The following is a 782-nucleotide window of genomic DNA, read 5'->3' on the forward strand; positions in this document are numbered from 1 at the left end:
TATCGCAAAGCAACGCTCCACGACATTGCGTTTTTTGTACAGACTCGTATTGAGAGGCCGACGTCCGTCCTGACTGGCTTTCTCATTTGATTTAAACGGAATAACCGCTTTTATTCCTTTTATTTTCAAATAAATGCGAATACGTCTACTGGAGTAACCCTTATCCGCCAGTACTGCTTTCGGACGTGATTTCAGGTTCCCGCTTTTTCGGATAACCCCGACTCGGTTAAGCAAGGTTTCCGCATATCGGCTTTCGTGGGCTTGTCCACCGCTCAGGCAAAAACTCAGCGGTAATCCTGTGCCATCTGTCGCCAGATGGATTTTGGTGCCAAAGCCGCCGCGAGAGCGACCCAGCCCATGGTCCTCGTGTTCATCGGGATGTTTTTTTTCGCACCGGCCGCCGCTTTCAGGGCGCGAACGTTACTGCCATCCAGCGCGATAACATCCCAGTCAATCAGTGCTTTTTCATCCAAGAGTTGGAGTAATTTATTGAAAATACTGTTCATTACTCCGGCTTTAGACCACCGGTTAAAGCGGTTGTAAATGGTTTTCCATTGACCATAACGCTCTGGTAAATCCCGCCACGGCGCGCCGGAGCAAAGTACCCAAAATATGCCATTCATGACATGCCTGTGAGCAAAGTAAGGACGCCCGCCTCGGGAAGAGCCTCTTTCAGGCGGCAGCATAGGAGAAATCAGTGCCCATGCATCATCGGGAAAATCGTAACGAGCCAAATTGAAGCACTTTTTATGGTGAAATCATGTTCCTGATTGTACAAAAAA

Annotated in this window: 1 pseudogene; it reads right to left on the reverse strand. The window is 48.6% G+C overall.

The annotated features are described in order from the left end of the window. Nucleotides 1-734, reverse strand: a pseudogene (locus H0248_RS20890) (IS5 family transposase); the annotation flags it as partial. Nucleotides 735-782 lie beyond the last annotated feature (48 nt).

Source organism: Pectobacterium brasiliense, from assembly GCF_013449685.1.
Lineage (GTDB): Bacteria > Pseudomonadota > Gammaproteobacteria > Enterobacterales > Enterobacteriaceae > Pectobacterium > Pectobacterium brasiliense_A.